This is a genomic window from [Actinomadura] parvosata subsp. kistnae (genome assembly GCF_900323885.1).
In the GTDB taxonomy this organism is placed as follows: Bacteria; Actinomycetota; Actinomycetes; order Streptosporangiales; family Streptosporangiaceae; genus Nonomuraea; species Nonomuraea composti.
On sequence record NZ_OOHJ01000018.1, the window covers coordinates 4339532 to 4361510 of the forward strand.

Consider the following 21979-nt stretch of genomic DNA (forward strand, 5'->3'; position numbering starts at 1 on the left):
GCTTCGACGGCGGAGGAGACGCGCCAGCTCGCCCGGTTGAGCGCGCTGTGCCCGTACCGGCAGGATGGGGGAGGGGAAGGCGGCGGTGGGCAGGTAGAGCGGCAGCAGCAGCCCCGCCAGGGCCGGGACGCCGAGCTTCTCGGCGACGTACGGCCCGCCGAGCGACTTCGGGTGGTAGACGACCACGTCGGCCTTGTGCGCGGTGAGCCCGGCCTGGTCGTCGAGCAGGCGGCGCAGCATCGGCTTGACCGAGCGGGCGGCGGTGACAGCGGCGCGCACGCCCTGCCCCCGCACCTTGTCCTGCAGCGTGAGCATCTCGTCGTTCAGCGGCGCGAACTCCACCCCGCGGGCGGCGGCGAGCGATGCGTACCCGCGGGGCGCGGCCAGCAGCGGCGCGTGCCCGGCGGCCAGCATCCCGCAGGCCAGGGCCAGGTACGGCTGGACGTCGCCACGGCTGCCCATGGTGATCAGCAACGGTCTCATCGCCGCTCCTTGAGCTCGTCCCCCTCGGCATTCTCGCGCGGAAGGCGCGTCGCGGACAGGTCCCCGGTGGACGGCATGCGCCGCAGGGTTCTCCGGTCAGTGGGTGCAGGTGGCTGAGACGGTGACGTTGTAGATCCACCAGGCGCCGCCGGGCGCGGAGTAGACCAGGGACGACGTCGTGGAGTAGCCCGTGCAGGCCTGGCCCGCCGCCAGGAGCGCCGCGCGGGCGGCCTGGGAGCCGTTCTCGACGGCGGCGTTCGGGCTCGCGCCACCGCCCTGGCGGGTCTCCGTGCGCGGCACCGTGTACGACGGCGGCGGCGTCGTCGGCGGCACCGCGCAGTCGCCCGTCGCGGTCGCCTCATAGATCCACGCCGAGCCGTCGGGCGCGGTGTAGAGGTGCCTGGTGGTGACCGACACGCCCGAGCAGACCTCGCCCGCCGCGGCGGCCTGCTGGTTCAGCGCGGCCCGGGCGTTGCCTTCCGCCGCGGCCCTGCCCGCGTCCGGGCTGGGACCCCACCCCGTGGAGGTGGCCGAGCGGAGGGTGGCGGCGAACGCGGCGGGAGTGCACAGCGCCGCGCCCGCCGTCAGCGTCAGGGCGAGGACGAGGAGCAGAACCTGGGCAGGACGACGAACGTTGAATGCCATGGTGTCCCTCTCGCGGGAGGCCGGGGGGTTCGAGATCGTCACCATAAGGCGGAGGGGCCGGGCCGACCAGCGCGGAGGGCACGGGCCGGCGTCCGCGCATGTCGAGCCCGAAACTTTCACCGCCGCCGTCCGCGCATGTCGAGGCCGGAACTTTCACCGCCGCCGTCCGCGCATGTCGAGGCCGGAACTTTCACCGCCGCCGGCCCGAGGGGGTGCTCAGCCGGCCGTGGCCAGGGCGAAGGAGGTCACGGCGCGGGTGAAGGCGTCCGGCTCCTCGACGTGCCCGAGGTGCCCGCTGCGCTCCAGCGTCACGAGCTCGGCGCCGGGGATGCCGGCGGCCAGCTCGTTCGCCCAGCGCGGGCCGCAGATGACGTCGTGGCGGCCGGCGATGACGAGCGCGGGCGTCTTGATCGAGGGCAGCGCGGCGCGGTCGTCGATCAGGTCGGGGACGCCCTGGTCGTCGAGGCCGGAGACGAAGGTGCCGGTGATGGAGAACAGCGGGGCGTACCTCTCCCGATGGTCCCAGTAGTCGGCGAGGTAGGCAGGCAGGATGCCGCGGGCGGCCCGGGTGGTGCCCTCGTCGTCGGACAGGCCGCCCAGCGACTGCCACGTGTCGAGGACGCCCTTCAGCTCCGGACGGCCGGCGTTCCGCCGCGCGAACGCCTCCATGGTGCGGGCCGCCTCGGCGAAGTGCTCGGGGCCGGTGACCGGGGCGCTGCCGTACAGGATGACGCCGGCGAGCCGGTCGGGGCGGGTCAGGGCGTAGTGCTGGGCGACGAAGCCGCCGTGGGAGTGCCCGAGCAGGTGGACGGGGCCCGCGCCGAGGTGGTCGATCACGCCGTCCAGGGCTCGCGCGTAGCGTTCGCGGGTGTAGCCGTGCGGGTGCGCGGGCAGGCGGCCGGACGCGCCGGTGCCGATCGGCTCGACGTACACCATCGTGAGGTGCCGCTCGGCGGCGGGCATGCGCAGGTACTCCCACGCCAGCCCCGGGCCGCCGGGGTGGGCCAGGACGACGGGCCCGCTGCCCGCCACGTGGTAGCGCTGCGCGACGCCCTCGACGTCGATCGTGTGGCTCTTGTGCATGGTCATGTCCGTCTCATCTCGTCAGGCATCCGCAACGGCGGCGACAGCTCGTCGAAGGCATGCCACACCCAGTCGCGCGGGCGCTTCGCCCGCCTGGGCGCGCAGGGTCAGCTCGGCGTCGGACGGCGGCAGCTCCTTCATTCTTGCGAGTGTTCCGCGCCCGGCGAGCACTTCGTGCCGGCCCCGCTCGCCGGGCAATCCATCGTCAACCGGACGCATGCGGTGTCAACCATTCGTGTAGCCGGCGCCGACAACGGTCGTATCGATGCCGTCGACACGGCCTGCCTACCTTCTGGAGCGCCAGACGATCCCCACATCAGGAGCACTTCCATGCGCGACCAGCGCCCGCCCACCGGTCCCTCCCCTTTCGACCGGAAAGAACTGCCTGCCGACCTGCGGGCGCTGCTGCCAGGGGACGACGGCTACGCCGACGAGACCCGTACCTACAACCTGAGAGCCGACGTGCGGCCGGGCGTCGTCATCGCGGCGGCGTCGGCGGGCGACGTCCAGGCCGCGGTGCGGCTGGCCGCGGCCAGGAACGCGCCGATCGCCGCCATGGCCACCGGGCACGCCGTGCAGCCGGTGCCGATCGGGCCGGACGCGGTGCTGGTGACCACCCGCGCCATGCGGGGCGTCACCGTGGACGCCGAGGCCCGTACCGCCTGGATCGAGGCGGGCGTGCTCTGGGGGCAGGCCGTCGCCGAGATCACCAAGTTCGGCCTCGCGCCACTGAACGGCGCCAGCCCCAGCGTGGGCGCCATCGGCTTCGTCCTGGCCGGCGGGCACAGCCCCACGCTCGGCCGCGCCCACGGCTACGCCGCCGACCACGTCCACCGCATCCAGGTGGTCACCGCCGACGGCGAGCTGCGCACCGTCACCGCCGCCAACGATCCCGAGCTGTTCTTCGGGCTGCGCGGCGGCAAGGGCAACTTCGGCATCGTCACCGCCGTCGAGATCGCGCTCTTCCCCGTGACCACCCTGTACGGCGGCTCCCTCATCTTCCCGGCCGCGAGCGCCCGCACCGTACTCAACGCCTACCGCGCCTGGACGGAGACCGTCCCGGAGACCATGTCGTCCTCCGCCGCGCTCCTGCGGCTGCCGGACCTCCCCTTCCTCCCGGAGCCGCTGCGCGGGCGGCAGGTCGTCAGCATCCGCCTCTCCTGCACCGACCCCGCACCTGCCGGCGCCGCACTCATCGAGCCCCTGCGCGCCGCCGCGGCACCGCTCATGGATCTGGTCCGGGAGATGCCGTACGCCGACTGCGCCTCCATCCACTCCGACCCCCTCGACCCGGCCCCCGTCCAGGAACGCGGCGGCCTCCTGCGCGAGCTGACCGCCGAGACCGTCGACGCCCTGATCGCCATCGCCGAAGCCCCCGCCGCCGCGCCGGACCTGGTGGAGATCCGGCACCTCGGCGGAGCCTTCGCCCGCGAACCCCTCGTGCCGAACGCGATCTCGTACCGGGACGCCGCCTTCACCATCTTCATGGCCACCATCGGCGCCCCCGACCCCGCGCAGACCCACGCGGCCCAGTCCGCGGCGATGGAGCTGCTGCGGCCGTGGTGCACCGGGTACACGCTGCTCAGCTTCATGGCGGACGTCGACGCGGTCGAGCAGGGATACCGGCCGGAGGTCCTGCGCAGGCTGGTGGCGCTGAAGCGGCGGGTCGCCCCGGCCAACCTGTTCCGCCTCAACCACAACATCCGCCCCGACGCCTGACGGACCGGCGGTCCGCCATCGCGGGCCCGCCAGGGATCGGGCCAGTGACTCACCCTGGTCCCTGGTGGGCCCCTCGTGACAAGAGTGGTCGATGCCGATCCAAGCTCCACGTCCAAAGGGATGATCGATCATGGATGCACAGGCAAGGTGCGGTGCTGCTTGAGGAGGGCTACCTCTCCAACGCCTCGCGCTGGCATCGCCTCACCCTCGACGGGCTTGCTTCGACCCGTGACGGCCTGACCCCGCGGGCCAGGTTGCTGATCTGGCCCGACCTGTCGACAGACGTGCGGGCCGCCCTAGCCGGCCTTCCCCATGAGGGCCTCATCGAGATCGTCTGGCAGAACTCCCGAGGGCACATCACCAGCCTGACCGTCGACGAAACCGAATACGCGGCACTGCCCGCCGTGCTGGCTGAAGCCCGCGCGGTGATGGTTCTTTCCGGGTACGAGGACGAACGTGCTCCGCTGATGGCCGGCGTACTCCCCGACCCTGACGGTGTGCTGCGCGCACGATGGCTGCCTTGACGCTTGGCAGGGCTGCTCTCGCCGACACACAGGCCATCGCCACCGTCGTGGCGCCCGCCGCCGTCACCCCGTAGCGTCTCGACCGGTCGCGCGCCGCTGCGGAACACCAGGTCCGTGCCGGGCACCGCGGTTCCTCTCATCGAGCGCCCCACAGGCGATCTCGCGCTGATCACAGCAGCCGGCACTGGTGACCTTGCCGGTCGGAGACACCAACATAGCCCGCCGTTTACTGTGAGTGACGATGCGAATACAAAGAGGTAAGGCCGGTCATCTCATGTGACTGGCGTGACGATCTCCGACGGAAGGCCGGCCATGCAACCTCTGGACCTGATGACCCGCAAGATCGACACCTGTTTCGGGCATCTCGACGTCGACGGCAACGGCACGATCGAACGGGACGACCTGCTCGGAGTCGGCTCGCGCCTGGTCGCCCAGTTCGGCGAGTCCCCGACCTCGCCGAAGGCGACCGCCATGGCCGCGGGGATGGTCCGGTTCTGGGACGCGCTGTGCTCGGCCGCCGACGTCAACGGCGACGGACGGCTCACTCCTCAGGAGTATCGAACGGGCATGACGCGAGCGTTCGTCGACGATCCCACCGGCTTCGACCGGGCGTTCCTGCCCATGGCCGAGGCGTTGTGCGGGCTCTTGGACACCGATGGCGACGGCACGGTCAGCCGTCAGGAGTTCGCCGAGTTCCACAAGGTGATGCGCACCTCCGTGGAGAACGCCGACCTGGCCTTCAGCAAGCTGGACACCGATGGCAGCGGTTCCCTGAGCGTCACCGAACTGCTGGCCGCCATGCGCGACTACTACACCAACCCCGATGAGAGCGCCGACGCGCTCGGACACTGGCTGTTCGGCAGGGTTTGAGGCGTGTTGCGCAGCTACCGGTCGCTGGTCGGCGGCCATCCGGTGGATGGCCATGCGGACGGCGCGGGATGGGTGCATTGGGTACGGGCCGGTGACGCGCTCGAGGCCCCGTACGACATGGCGGCGCTGAAAGCGACGCTGGACACCGGCGCGGCCGGCCCCGATGCGTTCACCCACCCGTCCCTGGTCGGCAGGGTCGCCCTGAGCGGCCCCGACCAGCGCCGTCAGGCCCTGGCTGCCGCCCGCGCCCATCAGCCGGCCTGGGGCAGGGTCCCGCTGGCCGAGCGCGTGGGCTTCGTGACCGCCTTCCACCAGGTGCTGCGCGCCCGGCATGATGAGCTGCTGGATCTTCTGGTCGCGGAGGGCCATCCGGTACGCGTGGCGCGGATGGAGATCTCCACCATGCTCGCGGCGGTGCATCCCAGAACCGCCACCGTCGCGGCCAGGTTGATGAACTGCGATCACCGCGTCAACGGCCGCAGGATCGAGCTGGTACGCAAGCCGGACGGCGTGGTCGGTCTGATCCCGGCGCGCAACGCCGCCGCCGCGACCCTGGTGTTCTCCGCGGTGATGACCTTGGCCGCAGGCAACGCGGTCGTGGTCGATCTGCCGCCCAGCGCCCCGCTCAGCGCGGCGTTCGTCTGCCATGAACTGATCGCGCCCTTGCTGGCCGGCCATGCCCGCGTGTTCAGCGCGTTGTGTGCTCCCGTGCGGGAGGTGGTGCCGGAGTGGCTGGCCAGCCCGGACCTCGACGACATCTACTACTTCGGCCCGTCCCGCCGGGGGCTGGAGCTGGCGGCGGAATGCCTGCGGCACGGCAAGAAGCCGATCCTGGAACTGTCGGCCAACGACACTGTGGTGGTGTGGCGGGACGCTCGCCTGGACCTGGCGATCGCGGCCATGCTGGAGGCCTTCTACGCGTCGGGACAGATCTGCCTGACCCCCAACCGCGCCGTGCTGCACCCTCAGATCGCCGATGAGGCGATCAAAGGACTGCGGCGGGAGATCGAACGGCTGGTCGTAGGACGCCCGGAACGTACCGATGTCATCCTCAGCCCGGTCGTCCGGCGCGCGGAGTTCACCGAGGTCGTCGCGGAGGCGGTCGGTGCGGGCGCGACGCTGGTGACCGGCGGCGAGTTCGTCGACGTCCATGAGGTGCCACGCGCCCGGGGGCCGTTCATCCGGCCCGCCCTGCTGCGGGTGGACGGCCTGAAGCAGGCACGAACGCTGCGCGCGGCATGCGAGGAGACCTTCTGCCCCTTGCTGACAGCGGTGATCGCCGACCCTGCCCGCATCGACGACGTGATCGCCTTCCTCAACGCCAACCGCTACGGGCTGCGCAACTCCCTGTGGGCCACCGACCGCGCCGTCATCGCCGCCTTCAGGACGGAAGTACGCAACGGGGGCACCTTGAAGATCAACGACAGCCATCTGGGCCCCGTCCCGCTGCTCCCCATCGACGGCGGCACCGCCCGCACCGGCGGCCCCGGCGGCGAGGCCAACCTGCCGATGCTGCGTACCACTCATCTGCAAGCAATCAGCACCGCAACGGACGTGCCGGACGACCTGCTCTTCGACTACTCCTCCGCCGTGGCGGACACCTGACCGGCGAGAGGGCTGGAGCCTGCTCGGCGCCGGGGTCGGGCAACGGCGGCCCTCACCCCGACCGGGACGTGCGCCGTCAGGAGCCGTCGAAGGAAGACGCTCCGCATCACCGTCAAGGAAGACAACCCGCCAGCGATCAAGGCCCTGACAAACACAATCGCCGACCCTCCCGAGAGAGGACCGGCGACCGAAGCAGGTTCCGTTGTTCTGTGTGCCCCCTGCAGGATTCGAACCTGCGCACCCGGCTCCGGAGAGGGCTGCGGATTTCGCCCATGTTAGCGATCTGACCAGGCATTAGGCGTTCGGCAACGCAGGTGGGTGGCTTGATGGCCCACGACTGGCCCACAGCAGGGCCCGCAGGAGTTGATCCTCGCCGTGAGCCAGTATGTGCGACCCGGGGTTGAGATGGGCCTCGGCTCGCCACCGCCTTGGAGCTAACGAAGGCCGGTTCCTTGTTTCATATATGAGGTCCTCCCCGAGTCCGCCCTGAGCTGCCGATGCGCTCGGTACGTCCCCTTCGGCGTTCCTTGACGACGGCGACCTCGAGGAACCCCTTGCGAACAAGCCGGAATCCGGGCGGAAGCGTGGGAGAGTAGAGACCGTTGAGCTCGACCGAGAAGTCCATGTCAATCCCCACATGGCAATTGCCAAAGTCGACCACGGCATCGAACTTCGCCAGCTCGAAGCATGCCTCAGTTTCGAAGCGCACGTCTGTGAATATCGCATCATTGCGGACCTGGACGCCGGGAAACAAGGCATCTTTTTTGAAGACAGCGCCGATGAATACTGTCAGGTTATCAAACGCAGTGCTGCTGAACCCGGCGATGCACGAGAAGACGGAGTCGCTGAAATCGGTCATCGATTGAAAACGGGTATGAGAGAAAGAGACGTGGTCCTGAAAGGAGCATCTCTGGAAGGAAGCGGGGCCTTCAAATTTGGCCCCATGGAAATCTACGCCATCGTCGAAAGTCGAGCCGTCGAACATAGCATTGTCGCCGAAGCCGACGCCATTGAAGTGCGTAGCGCCGGTGAAACGGCAACCGGTGAAGTCGGCGGCCATGATGTCGGCCTTGGTCAGGTCCAGGCTCACTAGATGGGCTCCGGCCAGATCCAGTCGTATGCCGCTCCAAAGACTGCCTTCGCCGTAGGGAGAGAGGTGGTCCGTGAGAATCTTCTGCGCGACCTTGCGGGTCTCGTCATCGATATGCCCGTGATGACCGTGGCGCAGGTAGTGACAGATTCGGTCGATCACTCGCTGCCGCCACTCGGCCGTGGTTTCGCCGACCCTCTCGAGCAGAGACAAAGCCCCTGCTCGTACATTCGCGTTCTCGTGGTTGAGTTGGATGAGCGCGTCGATGAAACGCATCTCGGAGGTGTCCTGCATGGCTGTCGCCTGGCCGACACCATAGGAGCGCTCGATCAGTGCGTACAGATCGTGACCCTCCCAGTATTTGATCCGAAAGGGGGGGTTCCTATTTCTGGCATACTGTTCGAGATGGTCTTTGGCGCTGTTGGACAAGTTTCCGCTGACCATGAAAAGCGCTACGTCTGCTCTGTTGGCTTCCGCAGCCGCCAGCAATTCGTCAAGATGTCCACGGGAAACAGCTTTAGCATGATGTTTGCATTCGACGAACCATCGCTCGAAAAATTGATTTCTGTCCGGGTCGATGCGAGGATAGACCGCCTCGATGTCCCGCCCCCCATCGCCCGCGTTCACTCCGCGTGTGGCGCCTTTACGCCAGTTGATCTGTTGAAATCCCAGTCTGCTCAATAGGTCGCGGCAGAATTTCTCGAACTCTTCCGCATCGAACGTCGAGAATATGGGGGCGTCCATGGCGATATTCTATGGCATGAGGGATGGCGATTAAGAGCCCGCACCGGGCAGCATCTCCCGGAGACTTCTCGGAGGCCAACTCGGCGTGGTGGTAGGCGTCGAACACCCATGGGCACCGACCTGTCCAAGGGCTGGGTGTCCGAGCTCATCGCGCGTTACCAGGCTGAGGGCGAGGCAGCGTTCGAGTCCTCGCAACGCCCGCACACCTCGCCGAACGCGATTGAGGTCGACACCGTCGAGCTGACGTCCGGCTCCGCAAGGACCTCGCCGAGCAAGGACTGGACGCCAACAGGGTTCGCCGGGCAGCGACTGCCTCGCCAGACGCGGCTCGCTAGATCTGCACTTCGTGCCCGTAGTCGCTGCAGTCGCACGCATCAACGATGTCCAAGGACTGCCGTCGATGCGAGGGTTTTCGCCGGTCGCTGGGCCATTGTAATCAGGAAACTCTCAGCCCAATCAGAACCCTGAGGGTAGTCAGGCTCCCAGTCGATAGCGGCCACAGTGAAGTCTTCGGAATCATTCTGTGGTCGTCGATCAAGTGAAGTGAGAGGCCCGACGAATGGCTATTGGCCAGAGGCGCGCCCCATCTTGCCGCTGTAGACCAGCGTGAACCGGTCAGCTGGTACCACTATGTCAGCCGTCTCGACCTGGGTCTCCCCCGAGTAGTACGTGCGTCGGATGGTCATCATGATCGAGCCCGGCGCGTGCCGTAGTCGCTCAGAACATCCTGATCGGCTCCCAGCCCGGCCAGGGCAAGACCGCCTCGGTACGGGTGCTGGCCTCCGGCGCGGCGCTCGACCCGAGCGCGGAACTGTGGATCCACGAGCTGAAGGGCACCGGCGACCTCGACCCGCACGAACAGAACTGCCACCGCTACGTCTCCGGCATCGAGGACGAGGCCATCTGCTACGCCGCCGACTCACTGGCGCTGCTCCGCAAGGAGGTGATGCGCCGCGCCACCGCTCTCAAGGCCCTGCCTCCGGACCTGTGCCCGGACAAGAAGGTCACCCGGCAGATCGCCGACAAACGCTCTCTAGTGCTGTGACCAGAAACGATCACCGGGTTGGCGCGTAGGACGGTGTTGCCGGTTGGATCAGCTGATCACGTTCGTTCAGCAGTCGGGAGGCCCGGTGACGCAACCGGTCAAGGTCCGCAGGCTCTCGGACCAAGAGGGGCAGAAGCTGCAGCGCATCGTACGGCGCGGCACGATGAGCACGGTGCGTTACCGGCGGGCGATGATCCTGCTGGCCTCGGCGGGCGGCAACACCGTCCCGGTGATCGCGCGCCTGGTGCAGGCCGACGAGGACACCGTGCGGGACGTCATCCACCGGTTCAACGAGATCGGGCTGGCCTGCCTGGACCCTCAGTGGGCGGGAGGCCGTCCCCGCCTGATGAGTCCTGACGACGAAGAGTTCATCGCGGCGACGGCCACCACCCGCCCGACCAAGCTCGGCCAGCCGTTCACCCGCTGGTCCATCCGCAAGCTTTTGCACTATCTGCGCCGCCTGCCCGGCCGGGCCATCACCCTGGGCCGGGAGGCGTTACGCACCCTGCTGCATCGGCGCGGGATCACCTTCCAGCGCACCAAGACCTGGAAGGACTCGCCCGATACGGACTTCGACGCCAAGCTGGAGGAGATCGAGTACGCCCTCACCCACCGCCCCGAGCGCACCTTCGCCTTCGACGAGTTCGGCCCGCTCGGCATCCGTCCCACCGCCGGGACGGGCTGGGCACCCGCCGGTGAGCCGGACCGGTTGCCGGCCACCTACCGCCGCACCCAGGGCGTGCGGTACTTCCACGGCTGCTACTCCGTCGGCGACGACCTGCTGTGGGGCGTCAACCGGGCGCGCAAGGGCATCGACTACACCTGGGCCGCCCTGAAATCGATCCGGGCCGCCCGGCCGGACGGCGCACCGATCTACGTGATCCTGGACAACCTGTCAGCGCACAAGAACTGGCGCATCCGCACCTGGGCCAAGAAACACAAGGTCAGGCTGCTGTTCACGCCGACCTACGCCTCCTGGGCCAACCCGATCGAGGCCCACTTCGGGCCGCTGCGCCAGTTCACCCTGGCCAACTCCGACCACCCGAACCACACCGTCCAAACCCGGGCCCTGCACGCCTATCTGCGCTGGCGCAACGCCAACGCCCGCCATCCCGACGTTCTGGCCGCTCAACGCCGCGAACGCGCCCGGATCCGCAGCGAGAAGGGCATCCGCTGGGGCGGCCGGCCCCTCGCACCGGCAGCCTGACCCCCCTCACCCAACCCGGTGATCATTTCCGGTCACAGCACTAGGAGTTGTTTGGGGTTCGGATCTTGGCTAGGTCGACGCTGGGCTGGCTGTGGCTGGTAGAACTCCGATGTGGCGCGCTTTGATGTGACCGATGCCGAGTGGGCGTTGATCGAGCCGCATCTGCCGGTGGCGGCTACCGGGCCGCTGCCACGGCGGATGCGTGAGCAGTTCAATGGGATCTTGTGGCGGTTCCGGACGGGGTCGGGCTGGCGTGACGTGCCGGAACGCTATGGGCCTTGGTCCACGGTGTACTCCCGGTTCAACAACTGGGCCAATGCCGGGGTGTTCCAGGGGTTGATGGAGGCGTTGATTGCCGAGGCCGCAGCGCGCGGGCAGGTGGGACTGGAACTGGTCAGCGTGGATTCCACGATCGTGCGGGCGCATCAGGAGTCGGCCGGGCTGGCGGTGGCCGGGGAGACCTTGGATGCGCTGGAGCAGGCGCTGACCGAGGAAAAGGGGGCTCCGTTGGCGGAGCAGCCGCCGGTGCTGCGGGTGATGCGCCCCAAGCCGCACCCGAGGCCGGCACGTCACCGCCGCACGAGCGCGCCACTGTCCGGCGACGCCGTAAGGCGCGGGCGGAGGCGGCCGCGCTCGGCCGATCCCGGGGCGGGCTGAGCAGCAAGATTCATGCCGCGGTCGATGCCGCCGGGCTACCGCTGGTGTTCGTGCTCACGCCCGGCCAAGCTGCCGACTGCCCGCGGTTCACCGCCGTGCTGGACAAGATCCGGGTGGCCGGGCCGGTGGGCAGGCCCCGGACCCGCCCGGCTGCGGTGGCCGCGGACAAGGCCTATTCCTCCAAGGCCAACCGCGCCTATCTGCGTCGCCGCCGGATCCGCGCGGTCATCCCGGAGAAGAGCGACCAGCAGGCCAACCGGAAGAAGAAGGGGTCGGCCGGTGGGCGGCCCATCACCTTCGATCCGCAGCGTTACCGGCAACGCAACACCGTCGAACGCTGCTTTCAAAAGATCAAGACCTGGCGTGGCCTGGCCACCCGCTACGACAAAGCCCCGGAAAGCTACGAGGCGGGGCTCTACCTCCGGGGCTCGACCTTGTGGTTAAGACTCCTTACCTCGACCACATGATCCGAACTCCAAACAGCTCCTAGGGACAACACCGTTGACCGGCGATGCGTGGTCAACCCTGTCCAGGCCCGCGAACTCCTCGTGAGCCTCTCTTACGTTGGTAGCTGGCGTCGTGCGAGGGGACGCCGCCTCGTGGCCTTCTTCGCACGTTGTACTTCGCCGGCCTCCGCCCTGCCGAAGCCATCGGACTTCGAGAAACAGACTGCCTGCTGCCGGAGGAGGGATGGGGACTGCTCACTCTCGAAGTCACCCGTCCAAGCAGTGGCAAGCAGTGGACCGACAGCGGGACTGTGCACGACGAGCGCGGACTCAAGCAGCGAGAGGAACGCGAGGTCCGGCCCGTGCCGATCCCGCCGGAACTGGTGCGCATCCTGCGCGCGCACCTCGAAGAGTTCGGCACGGCCACAGACGGCCGGCTGTTCCGCAACGAGCGCGGTGGAGTCCTTGGCGCATCCACTTATTCGAGGGCCTGGGAGGAGGCCCGCCGCTTCGCCTTCACCCCGCAACTGGTCGCCTCACCCCTCGCGGGAAGGCCCTACGACCTGCGCCATGCAGCCCTCTCGACATGGCTCAACGCAGGCGTCGATGCGACGGTGGTAGCGGAACGTGCCGGCAACAGCGTGGAGGTCCTTCTCAAGCGATACGCCAAGTGTCTGGATGGGCGTGACGGTCAAATCAATCGCCGAATCGAGGCAGCCCTCGTAATCTGATTAGGTTCTCATGTTCATGACAGGAATCTGACTATGTTTTCAAGCGGTGTGTGCGACAGAGAACAGGCTGACCTTCGCACGAGCAAGGAGCACTCTGCTGCTACATAGAAGCCCGGCACGCGACCAACCGACTTCTCCGTACACTTGAGGACCTGTACTGCGGGCGACCGTCCCGGCTACCCGTTACTGCGCTATGAAGGAAATAGCCCCAAGCATCCAGTTTCAGCTCTAGAGTGAGCTCACGTTTTCCACTTCCTCAAAGGATGCAAGATGGCATCACTGAAACGGCTCTGTGCGAACTCGATGCTACCAATAGCGATCAATCCTCGTGACATCCCAGAGATCAATGCGTCTGCGAATTCGTTCGAAGTCATCACCTTCGCACTGGGTTCTGCAGCATGAAGATTGAATCCGAACCCATAGAGCACAACCACGCGTCCACGCTCGCGCGCAAGACGCTTCCAATGGGCTGGAGGCAAGGTATCTGAGACCGCCCATTTCCCGCCTTCGCCGTCAAGCAATTCAAGTCCGCCTGTGGGTTGGCTCCAAGTTAGCTTCCAGCCATCGATCAGTCGAATAGCAGGAGCTGCCGGAGAGAGGCGAAGTAGGCCCGCCTGACAAATTCCTTCAATCTGAGCCTCTATCGATGCACCGGTGTTAGGGAGTGTTATACCGAGGAAGTAGCGAGGTTCAAAAATCGCCACGGGATAGGTGAGCGGCGCTTTCGTATCCAGCGGATTCGACCTCCCCGAACTCAACAAGCCCACCCGTGAGAACGCTGGATCGGAGGTGAGTAGATATAGACTGGCTACGTTTGTTTCCTCATACCTTCTCAAAAATTCTGGATCGGCGTTCCATTGTTTAGTCGAGTGCGTCGGTATCGAGTTGACATCGATACTAAACGTTGGACGTTCGAAGAAATTTGATGCCCGTTGGTGTTTGGTATCCGCCTCAACCGCGTTGCGAACTAGCCAATTATGAACTACATCTAGAAGTTTAAGCCATGCAGAGTCAGACGGATTGGCGGCGTTTATCTGTGTGAAGTCTGCGCTTGCCAGCGCAGCCTCAAGTGACTCTAGGTCCATTCGCTTAGCAGATATAACTACGCTCAGAAGTGCGAACCGGATTGCCCGTTGAGGCGAGGTCGTATGCATGAGCTCGGACAGGTTCATCTTTTCAGCCAGCTCAAGAAGAACATCTGCCGCTTCCTCATCATCCAGCATGAGAGACGCAACGGCTGCATGGAGGCCAACATTATGCATAATAAGTTCAGTTGTATGGCGATAAAGTGTATTTGCACCCAAGATCGGCCAAAGTTCCGAAAGCTCAGTTAGCGTCGCACCCCATTTGTGTTGATGCGATAGACACTCAATCAGCAATCGGCGCAGTTCTATCTCCTGCGACATCATGGACACGCCTTTTGAGAGCAGACTCTCAATGAGCTTCTTTGCCCGTTCAACTTTTCCATGCGCAATCAGATCGTTGGCCTCCTGCATGCCGACTAGCAAGCGTGATGCTGGAGTCTTTGGGAGCCTACGCACGATCGATCGACACGACTTGAGTAGTCGCGACACGTTCACGTCGCCAGGAGCATCCGAAGCGAGCGCTTCGAGAAAAACTTGTACCTGGGTTGCGATGAAGATAGCGGCCCTAACTGCATGCACATCACCGTGAGATATGACTCTCACATACTGCAAAACCTGTTCGATATGAGCAGCAATGGCTTCCGTTTGGTGACTATCCTCCGCCCTTATGATTGAGGCTAGGACGAGACGCGCTTGAGCGCCTAGGAGCTCACTAGATTCGCTGACGCCATCAAGCCACGCTATTTCCGTTTCGAGCAGGTGCCGTGCCGCTTCATGTCTGCCAAACGAGTAGTAGAATCCTCCAACATTTCCCATCAGATGTGCGACCCGGTTGGACCGCACGTTTAGCCTTTTCGCATGTCCAACTAGGGATGCCGCATGTTGTGCAACCTCCCACGAGAGTTCGCTGCGCCCGGTCTCTACTGCCGCAGTGAGCCATCGCTCGGTGTGGTAACAAGCCTGAACTATCACATGCTCGATCTGAATGCCATTCTCAAAGTAATCTCTTAGCACCTCTTGAAGGATCGCATTCATATTGACTGTTAGCTTAGAGCTATCCGTTGCGCCATCGATGGAATCGGACAGTGATTTGGAATAGCGGACAAACGAGACTCGTGTAAAAGCCCGAATGATCTCCCTCAGCTTTGTCTGCGCCTCATCAACGAGTACAGAACCCACTTCTTTGCCAGACTTGTCATCAATTGGAATCAGTGCCGAGGTGGCAATAAGTTGTACTGGGATTTGTGAGGGTGAAAAGTAGGAGGCTACGCATAGCAAGCCCATCGCGTTATTCCGCAGTATTACGTCGTCTGAAAGAACTTCCTGAATTCTATGGATCCCCATCCTGATCGCCGACACCAGAGTTCTAGGATATCCGATAGGAATAGAAATCTCGTCGTCGAGCGACTGTGTGCGAACGTGAGAAAGATAGCTACTGATGTCACGGACCGCAATATTGCAGCTCAAAATATAAGCGCAAGCGAGCTCTACTGCCAACGGCCATCGCTCAAAAGCCTCAATCAAATCGAGTAGAGCCTCCTTGGTCTCTGGCCATTCAGACTCCTGGATATCCAGACGCTTTCTGGTAAGCAGCAATGCTTCACTAGTGGTCATTGAGTCGATTCTTAGGACGCTACCTACGGGGCGCCAACCGCCAGTGTCGGTGGAAGTAACAAGAACATGGCCGTTACCAGTTTTCGGCAGCCAGTCGCGAACGACTTGCAAATCCGCATCGTCATAGACAATTAGCCATGTGCCAGGAATTTGTCGAAGTAGATCACAAGCACGATCTCGAATGGCATTGGACGATCCATCGTCTGTGACATGTCCCCTTGAAAGCACATCTATGATCTTTCGATAAGCGGCATACATCGCCTCGCCGCTCGACGCGTCAATCCAAAAAATCACATCGTAACGATCAGCACTGTCAGCTAGATAAGAAGAAGCTAGGCTGGATTTTCCGATACCAGACAGTCCGGTCAAGATGCAGTATTGAGGTTTCTGTAGCTTGTCGTTGCGGATCGTGAAATTTTCGGCGATCTCCGCAAGTAGTGCGGATCTTTCCACCTCTGGAACAGGTGGAACTGGCCCATAGATAACCCCCAACTCTTGCCCTCCAAGAGAGCGAATAAGGTCATCGTCAGAGACTGACAACTCGCGTCGGAAATCACTTAGCACCCATTCAGAAGCGTCCGCATCGGCTGCTCTTCGAAGGATTTCCGCTATGAGATACCCAAGGATCAAGCCGGTAGATTTTTCGCCTACCCTGATATGATTACTTGCCCTAATGTCTTTAATGCGATTCCGGAGTATGTCGCGGATATCTTCGAGGCTTCGATGGTCGAACACTATTCTTGCGCGCAATAGTCGATCATAATGCTGCGCCGCAAGTTGGCTGAGAATGGATGTGAATTTAAATGATTTTCTGAAAAGTGACCGAATCTTTTTTGCTCGGGTCTCAGGGGGGAGTCCTTGTGCGCTTAGAAGCTCTGCCAGCCGAATGCATCGGTCATCCGGGGCAGCAGCCGTAATGAGTTCATATCGATCAGCCTCGCAGCCCTTTATTAGCTTAAGCAAGATCACGAGGGCATCCGATGCATTTATCGTGCGCCCGGTTTTTGCGCTTTTGACCTGAGCTGCTAGAAGAACCCTTCCAGAACTATGTATCAGGTCAAAATCCACGGAGTCTACGCTCGGAATCGCGGATGATCCCGGTGGTCCCTCTATTCGGCACGCGTGGATGTCATTCGTTCTCAAGCTATGAATCAAGGCTTCCAGAGTGCGAATGTACTGGTATTGAAAACCCCTCGCAGCTGTACGCCCTCCGTCCGAAACACTCATACTGCTCCTAGGTGCCTAGTTGGACAACGGGACGTTCAATTCTCAACCGAAAGACGCCATGTATCAAGGGGGCGGCAGGTGACTGTGCTTCAGTCCGGTAGGACAGCACTGATCAGGACCGCGCGGTGCGGCGGTGCATGGCTGGCAGGTATCCAACTCCACCAGTTCGCCGCGAACCTGGCTGCAGGTGCCGTACAAGGCGAACTGGCGCCGGTCCACCCATCATCACGTCAACCAGGTCAACTGGCTGCAAGTCAGTGGCCACCGCAGTGAGTGGGAGCACGTGTCGTTCGATCGTGTTCCTGTAACTCCCTGCTCATCGGAAGGTCATAGCAGCTGGCGTACCCGGGTGGCAGGCTGATCAGAAGCGTTGGGCCGCTCTCGCTCGGCCAGCGTGTCGAAAGAGGGGCTGCACGACCTCTTAGTACTCCAGCCGCACTTATCGATCTTTGAGCTGTCGTCGCTGGTAGTGGCTTTGTCGGGCGCGGGCTTGATGGCGTCGTCGCCAGCGTGACCAGTGCAGGATGTGGGGCCGTCGGGTAGGTGGTCGGGTCAGCAGGGCGAAGAGGCGGCGGATCTCGTTCGCGGAGATCTCGATGAGCGGGCTGGTGCCGGCCGGTGGGTCAGATCTGGCGCCGAGGGCGGCACGGGTCACGGCCAGGAAGGCGAGGGCGAGCATGGCGAGGGTGATGTAGCGATACCAGGCGGGATAGAGACGTACCTGGTAGTGGTCGAAGGCGGCTTCGTTCTTGCCGGTCTGGAAGCATTCCTCGATCGTCCAGCGGGCTCCGGCCACTTCGACCAGGCGCTGTAACGGCACCGGCCGTGGCGTGTGACACAGGTAGAAGGCCAGCTCGCGGGGGTTGCTCAGGGAGCGGCGGATGAGCAGGCGGTGCGCCGGGTTGTCGGTGGTGATCAGGGCCCAGTCGTAGCGCCGTTCGCCCTTGGCTCCCGGGCCGCAGGACAGGCGCTGCCATCCGGATCGGGGTACCTTGGCGGCCATGATGTCGGCGCGGACCTTGCCAGCGCCAGTGGTGATCTGGTGGGCGCGGGAGATCGCGAGCACGTAGGAGATCTGCTGGCCTTCCAGGTAGCGGCGCAGGGGTCCGTTGTCGCCGTAGGCCTCATCGGCGGTCACCCAGCCGAACGGCACGCCGGCCGCGAGCGCCCGTTCGATCATGGCCTGCAGGAGTTGCGGCTTGGTGGCGAAGCCAATCTGCTCGGGGACGCGGGCGGCCGCGCAGCGTTCCGGGCGGGCGATCCAGGAGTCTCTGGGCAAGTAGAGCTCGCGATCCAGGACGGCCCGGCCACGGCTGGAGGCATAACCCAGAAACACTCCGATCTGGCAGTTGGTGATCTTCCCGAGAGTGCCGGTGTATTGCCGCTGCACTCCTGCCGAGCGGGTGCCCTGTTTGGCGAAGCCGGTATCGTCGCCGACCAGCACGGCATCGCTCTCGCCCAGATGCTGCATCAAATAGGTGCGGATGTCGTCGCGCATGCCGTCAACGTCCCACTTGGCGGCGTTGAACAGACGCTGCATGCCATCTGGGGTGGCCTCACCGGCGTACTCAGCCAGCGACCAGCCGTTCTTACGCTCCAGCCCGGACAGCAGTCCGCCGACACATGCACGAGCACGCTGCCGAACTTCGGGGCGTCTGAATCGACCGGCTACCAGCGCGAACGCCTCATCCAGACCTGCCTGCAGACGAGCGGCGCTGAGATGTTCTACCCTGGCCAACGCGGCCACCGCATGATCTTCAGTTCCATCACACCTGAATGATCACAGCGGTGGCCGTTCCTCTTTCACGCGGGAGTACGCATGGGTACGCATGCGTACCTATAGACCGGCGTGCACCAGCGCGCTGTAACGTGCACAACTCACCGGCGACACCTCGGACCGTCCGCTGAAGTGCGGCTGGAGTATTAGTACTACAGTCATGTTTCGTGATCTATAGTCGAGCCTGTGTCGGATGTGGTGACGTCTGAGGATCTCCAGTCGTGGGCGGCGGGGCTGGATGAGCTGTTCGCGCGGGTTGCCCCCCGCTTTGGTCGGGTGGAGCCGCGCCGGCAGGCGCGGGCGTATCTGGTCGGGCTGTTGGCGCCGGTGGAGCGGAAGAACGGCTGGCAGTTGGCTGAGGCTGCGGGTGATGCGCAGCCTCATCGGATGCAGCGGCTGCTGAACAACGTGCGCTGGGACCCGCGGGAAGTTCGCGTGGACCTGCGGGATTACGTGGTCGAGCAGTTGGGCGATGCGAGCGGCGTGCTGATCGTGGACGAGACCGGGTTCGTCAAGAAGGGCACCCGCTCGGCCGGGGTGCAGCGGCAGTATTCGGGCACGGCGGGCCGGGTGGAGAACTGCCAGCTCGGGGTGTTTCTCGCCTACGCCACGCCAAGCGGGCGCGCGTTATTGGATGCCGAGTTGTACCTGCCGAAGTCCTGGACCGGTGATCGGGCCCGGTGCGCGCAGGCCGGCATCCCGGACAGCGTGCCGTTCGCCACCAAGCCGGCGCTGGCGGCCGCGATGCTGGAGCGGGCCCTGGACGGCGGCGTGCCTGCTTCCTGGGTGACCGCGGACGAGGCGTATGGTCAGGACCACAAGTTCCGCCTTCTCCTGGAGAAACGCAAGGTCGGGTACGTCGTCGCCGTGCCCAGGAGCCAGTCGCTCGGCAGTGGCATCGGTTACGGCAACACCGGCTCGCGGGCCGACGCGGTAACCGCCGATGCTCCTGCACAGGCATGGAAGCGCCTGTCAGCGGGTGATGGGGCCAAGGGGCCGAGGTTGTACGACTGGGCGATGGCAACGCTGCCGCCCCATGCCGCCGATGAGCTCGGCCAACCCGGCGGGTTCCAGCGGTGGCTCCTGGTCCGCCGCAGCCTCACCCCGAACGATCAAGGCGAGCTGGAGATGGCCTACTACCTGTGCTTCGGTCCTGCAGGCACCCCGCTGGACCAGCTCGTCCGCATCGCCGGTTCCCGCTGGGCCATCGAGGAGTGCTTCCAGTCCGCCAAGAACGAAGTCGGCCTGGATCAGTACCAGGTCCGCCGCTACGACGGCTGGCACCGCCACATCACCCTGGCCATGCTCGCGCACGCCTACCTGGTCGTCACCGCCGCCCACGCCCCAAAAGCACGTGCGGCCTGGTCCCCCTCACCCCAGCCGAGATCCGCCGTCTCCTGGCACATCTGACCAGCGCCGTCACCCACCCCATCAACCAGCTCCTGCACCGCGCCCTCGCCTGGTCACATCTCCGACGCGCCCACCAAGCCCGCGCCCGCAGCAGCCACTACTGGAAACGCTGGCTACGCCACAACAAGATCCAGCTATAGATCACAAAACATGACTGTAGTATTAGCCGCAAGTTGGTGGTCCCTGACGATGTTCCGCACTCGGATGGAGGATCTTCTGACGCTCGCCGATGTCAACGCAGGCTTGGAAGGGAGGCAAGTCGGCAACCGGTGCGATCATGGTCCACAACTGGTCCACAACCAGCGAGCTACAACGAGAACGGGCGGGACTCCGTGAGACTGGAGGCCCGCCCGTACCTGTGATGTTTACCCTGGCCAGCGGCCGGAACCGCTGATCAAGGTCGAGTGCCCCCTGCAGGATTCGAACCTGCGCACCCGGCTCCGGAGGCCGGTGCTCTATCCCCTGAGCTAAGGGGGCTCAACGTGTGACTAGGCTACCAGCATCTGATGACCACTCCGCACCAGATAAAGCCTCGCGAACACTTCCGGCGAAACCGCTCGTGACCGTGCCGCTACGCGTTAGCTTTGCGCCCGTGGGTGAGGTTCTTGGGAAAGTACTGGTCGTAGACGATGACGAGGTCATCCGGCAGCTCATCGCGGTCAACCTGAACCTGGAGGGGTTCGAGGTCGTGACCGCCACCGATGGGCAGGACTGTCTGGAGCGGGTGCTCGACGTCATGCCCGATGTCATCACGCTCGATGTGATGATGCCGTTCCTGGACGGGTGGACGACGGCGCAGCGGTTGCGGACGGAGGAGGCCACCAGCCACATCAAGGTCGTGCTGATCACGGCCAGGGCGCAGGATGACGACAAGATCCGAGGGTGGGGGATCGGGGTGGACGCGTATCTGACCAAGCCGTTCGATCCTGCCGAGTTGATTCAGGTCGTGCGGGAGTTGGCGGCCGGCGCCAAGGAGTGAGTGTTTGACCTGGGAGGTTGTGCTTTGAGCGCTCGCTCCCAGGGGTGGGTGTGGCGGCCGGGGTTCGCGGATCACATGCGCGAGTCCCGGCCGTTGTGCTGGGCGGGGTCGTTCGGTGGGTGGTTGGGCGGCGTTTCCGTGGGCGTGTGGGCGTTTCAGGGGTGGGAGGGGCTGGCGGGTTTCTGGCGGGGGGAGTGGGCAACCTGGTTGGATTGGGGCATCTCGCTCTCGGGTGAGGGTGATGCGGTGGGACGGCGGTGCGGGGGCTGGGGTCGTCGGGGCTGGGTCTTGGGGCCGGTCTACACGCCGTGAGAGTCATCAGTGGTAGCCAGGAAAGGTTGGTCGCGGACGTGCGTAGCTCGATATTTCGGAATTTGGATCCTCAGCAGCTGCCCCCGGGGTTCGCGCTCGAGAACGGCAAGATGCTGCGGGTCCAGTTGCCCCACGAGGTGCTGGCCAAGCAGGGGTCCATGGTGGCCTTCCAGGGGCAGATGGACTTCGACTACGAGGGCGCCGGCGGGATCGGGAAGCTGTTCAAGAAGGCCATGACGGGGGAAGGCGCCTCGCTGATGCGGGTGCGGGGGGAGGGGCTGCTCTACCTCGCCGACAACGCCGACGACATCCACCTGTTCTATCTGGAGAACGAGGGGATCACGGTCAACGGGCGTAACCTGCTGGCGTTTCAGCCGCAGCTCACCTGGGACATCCAGCGGGTGCAGGGGGCCGGGGTGGCGGCCGGGGGCTGTTCAACACGACGGTGACGGGGACCGGGTGGGTGGCGGTGACCACGCATGGCACGCCGGTGCTGCTGGACGTGGCGCGCATGCCGACGTTCGCCGACGGGCAGTCCGCGGTGTGCTGGAGTTCGGGGCTGCAGGTGGGGGTCAACCGGACGATGAAGATGGGGGCGTTGATCGGGCGGGGGAGCGGGGAGGCCATGCAGCTGGCGTTCAGGGGGCAGGGGTTCGTGCTGGTGCAGGCCAGTGAAGGGGCTCCGGTCGTTCAGGCCTCTCATTGAGCCCCTTGATGTCGGGGATG

The 21979-nt window shown here is 64.8% G+C and carries 14 protein-coding genes, 1 tRNA gene and 3 pseudogenes; 11 read left to right on the plus strand and 7 right to left on the minus strand.

Going from position 1 to position 21979, the window contains the following annotated elements:
* Positions 1-153: 153 nt before the first annotated feature.
* The 3 genes and pseudogenes from KIS93_RS69210 to KIS93_RS40595 all read right to left on the minus strand — a co-directional run.
* A pseudogene (locus tag KIS93_RS69210) lies at positions 154-483 on the minus strand (glycosyltransferase); the annotation flags it as partial.
* 96 nt (positions 484-579) lie between these two features.
* Entirely contained in the window at positions 580-1128 is a 549-nt protein-coding gene (locus KIS93_RS40590; protein WP_080042684.1) for a hypothetical protein, read from the minus strand.
* A 216-nt stretch (positions 1129-1344) separates the two neighbouring features.
* Positions 1345-2217, minus strand: coding sequence for an alpha/beta fold hydrolase (locus KIS93_RS40595; protein ID WP_080042683.1), 873 nt, complete (start codon positions 2215-2217; stop codon positions 1345-1347).
* Between the two features lie 324 nt (positions 2218-2541).
* On the opposite strand from KIS93_RS40595, the gene KIS93_RS40600 reads away from it, so the two are divergent.
* The 4 genes from KIS93_RS40600 (at position 2542) to KIS93_RS40615 (ending at position 6929) form a co-directional block, all read left to right on the plus strand.
* Positions 2542-3930, plus strand: a complete 1389-nt coding sequence (locus KIS93_RS40600) for an FAD-binding oxidoreductase (RefSeq protein WP_080042682.1) — start codon at positions 2542-2544, stop codon at positions 3928-3930.
* A gap of 152 nt (positions 3931-4082) precedes the next feature.
* Entirely contained in the window at positions 4083-4454 is a 372-nt protein-coding gene (locus tag KIS93_RS40605) for a hypothetical protein (protein WP_155128501.1), read from the plus strand.
* A 312-nt stretch (positions 4455-4766) separates the two neighbouring features.
* Entirely contained in the window at positions 4767-5324 is a 558-nt protein-coding gene (locus tag KIS93_RS40610; RefSeq protein ID WP_080042680.1) for an EF-hand domain-containing protein, read from the plus strand.
* Between the two features lie 3 nt (positions 5325-5327).
* Entirely contained in the window at positions 5328-6929 is a 1602-nt protein-coding gene (locus tag KIS93_RS40615; protein ID WP_155128498.1) for an aldehyde dehydrogenase family protein, read from the plus strand.
* A gap of 457 nt (positions 6930-7386) precedes the next feature.
* Here the strand turns inward: KIS93_RS40615 and KIS93_RS40620 are convergent, their stop codons facing one another.
* Positions 7387-8763: a pentapeptide repeat-containing protein gene (locus KIS93_RS40620; protein WP_080042679.1), complete on the minus strand. Its 1377-nt coding sequence runs from the start codon at positions 8761-8763 to the stop codon at positions 7387-7389.
* Positions 8764-9535: 772 nt separating this feature from the next.
* Between KIS93_RS40620 and KIS93_RS40625 the strand changes: the two genes are divergently transcribed.
* The 4 genes and pseudogenes from KIS93_RS40625 to KIS93_RS40640 all read left to right on the plus strand — a co-directional run bounded on the left by KIS93_RS40625 (position 9536) and on the right by KIS93_RS40640 (position 12849).
* Positions 9536-9808, plus strand: a complete 273-nt coding sequence (locus tag KIS93_RS40625; RefSeq protein ID WP_080042678.1) for a hypothetical protein — start codon at positions 9536-9538, stop codon at positions 9806-9808.
* Between the two features lie 85 nt (positions 9809-9893).
* Complete coding sequence (locus tag KIS93_RS40630; RefSeq protein ID WP_080046718.1) at positions 9894-11015, plus strand: IS630 family transposase; 1122 nt, start codon at positions 9894-9896, stop codon at positions 11013-11015.
* 111 nt (positions 11016-11126) lie between these two features.
* A pseudogene (locus tag KIS93_RS40635) lies at positions 11127-12139 on the plus strand (IS5 family transposase).
* 149 nt (positions 12140-12288) lie between these two features.
* Positions 12289-12849: a tyrosine-type recombinase/integrase gene (locus KIS93_RS40640; protein ID WP_281261989.1), complete on the plus strand. Its 561-nt coding sequence runs from the start codon at positions 12289-12291 to the stop codon at positions 12847-12849.
* A 239-nt stretch (positions 12850-13088) separates the two neighbouring features.
* Here KIS93_RS40640 and KIS93_RS40645 read toward each other — a convergent pair whose 3' ends face one another.
* A complete protein-coding gene (locus KIS93_RS40645; RefSeq protein ID WP_186404680.1) occupies positions 13089-16616 on the minus strand; it encodes an NB-ARC domain-containing protein in 3528 nt (1175 codons plus the stop codon).
* A gap of 598 nt (positions 16617-17214) precedes the next feature.
* Entirely contained in the window at positions 17215-18513 is a 1299-nt protein-coding gene (locus tag KIS93_RS40650) for an IS701 family transposase (RefSeq protein ID WP_420895885.1), read from the minus strand.
* Between the two features lie 237 nt (positions 18514-18750).
* On the opposite strand from KIS93_RS40650, the gene KIS93_RS40655 reads away from it, so the two are divergent.
* A complete protein-coding gene (locus KIS93_RS40655; protein ID WP_155129960.1) occupies positions 18751-19962 on the plus strand; it encodes an IS701 family transposase in 1212 nt (403 codons plus the stop codon).
* Positions 19963-20367: 405 nt separating this feature from the next.
* On the opposite strand, the gene KIS93_RS40660 is transcribed toward KIS93_RS40655, so the two are convergent.
* Positions 20368-20439, minus strand: a tRNA-Arg gene (locus KIS93_RS40660).
* Between the two features lie 115 nt (positions 20440-20554).
* Between KIS93_RS40660 and KIS93_RS40665 the strand changes: the two genes are divergently transcribed.
* A complete protein-coding gene (locus KIS93_RS40665; RefSeq protein ID WP_080047223.1) occupies positions 20555-20941 on the plus strand; it encodes a response regulator transcription factor in 387 nt (128 codons plus the stop codon).
* Positions 20942-21411: 470 nt separating this feature from the next.
* Positions 21412-21959: pseudogene (locus KIS93_RS40670) on the plus strand (AIM24 family protein).
* Positions 21960-21979 lie beyond the last annotated feature (20 nt).